2 protein-coding genes are annotated in these 5,465 nt (G+C 62.8%); both read right to left on the reverse strand.

Annotated elements, in window-relative coordinates:
• The coding region (locus I8J34_RS23740) for a condensation domain-containing protein (protein WP_230411983.1) at positions 1–1,768 on the reverse strand (1,768 nt) is incomplete at its 3' end.
• Positions 1,765–5,465: non-ribosomal peptide synthetase (locus I8J34_RS23745; RefSeq protein ID WP_214364115.1), on the reverse strand; the 3,701-nt coding region annotated here is incomplete at its 5' end. The genes I8J34_RS23740 and I8J34_RS23745, both read right to left, overlap by 4 nt.

Below are 5,465 nucleotides of genomic sequence, written 5' to 3' on the forward strand. Positions count from 1 at the left end.
AGCTGAGCTGTTGTGCCTCTCCGATGACGGCCACAGCCTCGGGCTGCGCGAGCGCTTGGGCTTCGAACAGCGTGTGCACGCCCATATCGCGCGGGTATGGACGATCCGTCGCGTTCCACGAGACGAGTACTTGATGGCGTTCGGGGGCGGGGAGGATATCGATCCGACCCACCGGCGATCGGGGGCTGTGCGCCAGGGCGTCCGTCACCCGCTCGATCGCGCACACCAGGTAGTCGCAGATCCGATCAGCGTCGAGCGGGGAGATCGCTTGCGCGGAAATCGAGAATTCATCTCCGTAGTCGTCGATCGAAATGGTCAGCGGGTAGTTGGTGCGTTCGTGACCACCGAGCACCTGAATATCATCATCGCTGCCGACTGCCGCCGTTGCATCCGATGCGCCAGCGCCCGGACGCATGCCGCTATAGCGATAGTTCAGCAAGGAGGTAAACAATGGCGCCGGTGCGTCGACTCCACTGCAGCGCTGCGCCAGGGACAACGGCGCATGCTCATGTCGAAGCAATTGCGCGAGCGCCTCGTGCGTGCTGCGAAGTGCGGACTCAACCCCTTCGCCCCCTATGCGCAATCGCAGCGGCAATGTATTGATGAACATACCGAGAACGCGGTCGGCATGGTTCCCCCCCTGCATGCGACCGAAAAGAACGGTACCGAAAACCACGTCGCCACGGCCGGTGGTGCGTGACACGACCATCGCCCACGCCAAGTGCATGAGACTCGCGGCGCTGACGCCCAGCGCCCTCACTCGCTCACGAATTCGCGCGCCAAGCGCATCGTCGAGAACGCGATGTGCCTCGACCACATTGCTGCCATCGCCCTGAACATCCCGCAATCCGAACGGCGCCGTGGGCTCGTCGATATCACCGAGCATGTCGCTGAAGAAGCGCACCTGTTCTTCCTGGCTTGCGCCCAGTCGCGCCTGCGCCACGAAGTTGCGGAACGGAACAGGCGGCGGCAATTGGTCCACGAGCCCCTGTTCGATCATCCCCGCTTCTTCGACCAACAAGGCCAACGTGGTGTGATCGATCACGAGGTGGTGCGCCAGGATGTGCATCAACCAGCGGTCATTCGCAACATCCTGCGCAACATGACATTTGATCAACGGTGCCGTGCGCAGATCCATGCGGTAGTGCGCGGGATCGAAACGAGTCTCGAGCTGGCCCTGGACATCGCCATCGTCCGGCAACAAGGACAAAGTCTCCACGGATAAGACCGCTTTGCGCATCACCGCCTGAACGGGTTGTTCTATTCCCTCCCACACGATGGCGGTACGAAGGATGTCGTGCCGATCGATCACCTGCTGGATAGCATTGAGGAAAGTATCCATGCGTTCGCGGCGAGCAAAGCCGATCACACTTGGCACCAGGTAGGCATCGCCCGACGGATTCATCAGGTGATGGAAAAGAATGCCTTCCTGCAAGGGCAGCAGCGGGTAGATATCCTGCACGTTGGCCGCGCCACCGGGCACCTGCGCAACGATCGAGTCGATGGATGTCTGGCCGAGTTCCACCAGGGTGAGCATTTCCGGCGTGATGCAGAACGGCCGTGATCTCGGCGAACTCGGTGTCGGTCCGGGAGCGTTCGTATCGTGACGAAGCAATGTCTCGAGCAGATCGGCCTTGTGTCGCTTGAGCTCATCGAGGAGATCCCGCGTCATCGCCCCTTTGGGTGCATTGATGACCAGTTCGCCTTCATCGACACCAAACTGAATGCCTTTGGCCTCTAGCCGTTGGAGCAGGGTTTCAACAGTCACAGCCGGAACTCCTCGGTCTCAATATCGGTATCCGTCACCTCAAGGGCATCCGGGATCAGGTTTGCTGGAATCGCGATCTGGGTGTCCTGATCGCTGACGGTGTTGGCGAACTCGGCCAGACTGTTGGTGATGAACAACGCGCGCACATCCGAGAAAAGCCCGGCCTGGCGCATCCTTCCGATCATCGTCACGGCCAGCAGCGAATGGCCGCCCAACTCGAAGAAGTTGTCGTGACGCCCCACCAGCTCAAGTTGAAGCAGCTCGGCCCACAGCGCGGCAAGTCGTTCTTCTACCTCCCCCTGAGGCGGCTCATACGGTCGCTGGACAAACGCGGCACCATCGGGCGCCGGCAGGGCCTTGCGATCCAGCTTTCCATTGGGCGTCAGGGGAAAGCGCTCAAGGCTCACATATGCGCTGGGCACCATATAGGCTGGCAGCACCTGCTCGGCGTAGGCACGCAGACCTTCCGCAGCAAGCGGCTCATCGCCAATGATGTAGGCCACCAGGCGCTTGCCACCGCCGTCGTCAAGGGCAAGCACTACCACGTCGCGCACAAGTTCGTGTTGCGCGAGCTTTGCTTCGATCTCTCCGAGTTCGATCCGGAAGCCGCGGATCTTGACCTGGAAGTCGTTGCGGCCCAGGTACTCGATCGTGCCATCCGGCAGCCAGCGACCCAGATCGCCCGTCTTGTAGATGCGGCCACCGTCGACATACGGATCCTCGAGAAAACGTTCTGCGGTGAGCTCGGCTTGCTTGAGGTAGCCGCGCGCCACCCCTGCCCCGCCCACATACAATTCACCCACGACGCCGACGGGTGCGGGGCGACGGAAGTCGTCGAGAATGTAGGTCTTCAAGTCCGGAATGCGGACACCGATCGGACTCGGCCCGGGACGCTCGGTCTCGTGCGCGGCCACCGGACGATACGTCACATGGACTGTCGTCTCGGTGATGCCGTACATGTTGATCAGTTGCGTGTCTTTACCCGGATTCTGGGCAAACCAAGGTGCCAGGGTGCGCAGTTCCAGCGCCTCTCCCCCGAAGACGATGTAGCGCAAACGATGCGCGCCCGGCTGCTCCGCCTGCGCGGCCACCAGCAGCTGGAAGGCACTCGGCGTCTGGTTGAGCACCGTCACACGGCGCTCGCAGATCAGAGCATGAAAATCTTCCGGCGAGCGGGCCACATCCAGCGGCACGACAACCAGTTCGCCGCCATACAACAAGGCCCCCCAGATCTCCCAGACGGAAAAATCGAACGAGAATGAATGGAAGAGCGTCCACACATCTTCTTCGTTGAACTGGAACCAATGCTCCGTCGACCGGAAGAGGCGACCCACATTGCCATGCGTCACCATGACACCCTTGGGCTGGCCGGTAGAGCCCGAGGTGTAGATCACGTAGGCCTGGCGGCCTGGATCGGACGGGAGTTCGAGATTCTCTGTCGCTTGCTCGCTGGAGAGTTCCCCGGCGTCGAGATCATCCAGATTGATAACCGTCGTCGCCGTACCAAAAGCACACTGATCCGTGCCGATCGCGAGCACTTGGCTACCAACGGCATCGACAAGTGCCATCTTCGGCGCGCTGTTTTCGGCAATGTAGGCCAGGCGATCCGAGGCGTAAGCAGGATCTAGCGGAACGTATGCACCACCGGCTTTCAAGGTCGCCAGCATGGCCACGATCATGCCAACGCCACGGCCCATGCAGATCGCGACATAGTCGTTCGGCTGCACTCCGTGCGCCACAAGCGTACGCGCCAGCAGGTTGGCCTGCGCATTCAACTGCCCGTAGCTGACCTGCGTTTCACCAAATACCACAGCGGTCGCGCCGGGCCGTTGCGCCACCTGCGCCTCGAACACCTGGTGCAGGCACAGGGGCGCCGGCGATTCGATCTGAATGTCGTTCCATTCGTGAATCACCTGACGATGCTCTTCGGCCGGCAGGACATCCAGCAGACAAGCCGCCGGTTGGCGCTCCGCATCCAAGGCTACGACCAACGCTTGCAAGGCAGTTGCCATGAACCGACACACTCGCGCCGGTGCAATCGCCTCGACAACCTGTGCGGTCAGCATGAAGTTGCTGCCAAGATCATCCACCGACACTGTCAGCGGATAGTTAGTCCGCTCCCTCGCGCTGACGACCTGGATATCGTCCTGTGTGCAGTGCTCGAAGGGCGCAGTGTCCTGGTCGGGCGATGCGCTGTAGCGGTAGTTGAACAGCGAGGTGAACAGCGGTGCCGGTGCATCGACTCCGCTGCAGCGCTGCGCCAGCGACAGCGGCGCGTGCTCGTGGCGGATCAGATCGACCAGCGTTTCGTGGGTGCTGCGCAAAGCATCGCGGATGCCCCGCCCGTCGATGCGCAGGCGCACCGGCAAGGTGTTGATGAACATGCCCATCACACGGTCCGCTTGCGCGCCGCCTTGCATGCGCCCGAACAACACCGTGCCGAAGACCACGTCTTCCCTGCCCGTGGTTCTGGCGACCACCAGCGCCCAGGCCAGGTGCATCAGGCTCGCCGCGCTGATGCCCAGGCTGCGCGCATGGGCACGGATCTTCGCGCTCAGGACCGGATCGAGCATCTGCTGCGCTTCGCGCACATCCGAGCCGTCGCCCTGGATGTCGAGCATGCCGAACGGTGCGCTCGGCTCGTCGATGTCGGCCAGCATGCGGGTAAAGAACTCGACGTGCTCGGCCTCGGACACCCCGAAGCGCGCCTGCGCCACGAAGTTGCGAAACGGGACAGGTTCCGTGAGCGCTTCGGCTCGACCGTCGGCCAGCAACTCGGCCTCTTCAATGAGGATGTCCTGCGTGGTGTGGTCGATCGCGATGTGATGCGAGAGCAGACGCAGCAGCCAGCGATCCTGCCTCACATCGTGGGCGATGAAGCAGCGCAGCAGCGGCGCCTGACTGACATCGAGATGGTAGCGGGCCGGATCGAGCTGCGCTTCGAGCTGCGCCGCCCCCTCCCCCAGGGCCGGGTCGAGCACGATCTGCTCGCACGGCAGGCTCACTTGGCGCAACACCACCTGCATCGGCCGATCGAGCCCTTGCCAGGCGATCAGGGTGCGCAGAATGTCGTGCCGATCGATCACACCCTGCAAGGCTGCCAGGAAACTGTCCAGCCGCGCACGTGAGCCGAAGGCGAACAGGGCCCCTTCGACGTAGGCATCGGTTTGCGGTGCCAGCAGGTGATGGAACAGGATGCCTTCCTGGGCGGCGGTCAGCGGGTAGATGTCCTGCACGTTGCGCACGCCCCCGGGCACCTGGGCAACGATGCGGTCAATGGCCGATTGGCTCAGTTCGACCAAGGGCAGCAAATCGGGGGTGATCGCTTCGGTCGCTTCGGTGATCAGGTTCGCCGGCACTTCGACCTGCGTGTCTTCGCGCTTGAGCGTGGCGGCCAGCTCGCTCAAGCTCGGGGCCGCAAACACGCCGCGCACGTCGGCATACAGGCCCGCCTGGCGCAGGCGTTCGATGAGGCTCACCGCCATGAGCGAGTGCCCGCCCAGTTCGAAGAAGTTGTCTTGTCGGCCGACTTGCTCGACGCCGAGCAGCTCGCGCCATAGCTGGGCGAGCGTCTCTTCGACCTCGCCTTGCGGCGCTTCATAGGCGCGCTTGACATAGGCCGCCTCGTCCGGTGCCGGCAGCGCCTTGCGGTCGAGTTTGCCGTTGGGGGTCAGCGGGAAGGCGTCCAGGCGAACGT

Source organism: Denitromonas iodatirespirans, from assembly GCF_018524365.1.
Lineage (GTDB): Bacteria > Pseudomonadota > Gammaproteobacteria > Burkholderiales > Rhodocyclaceae > Nitrogeniibacter > Nitrogeniibacter iodatirespirans.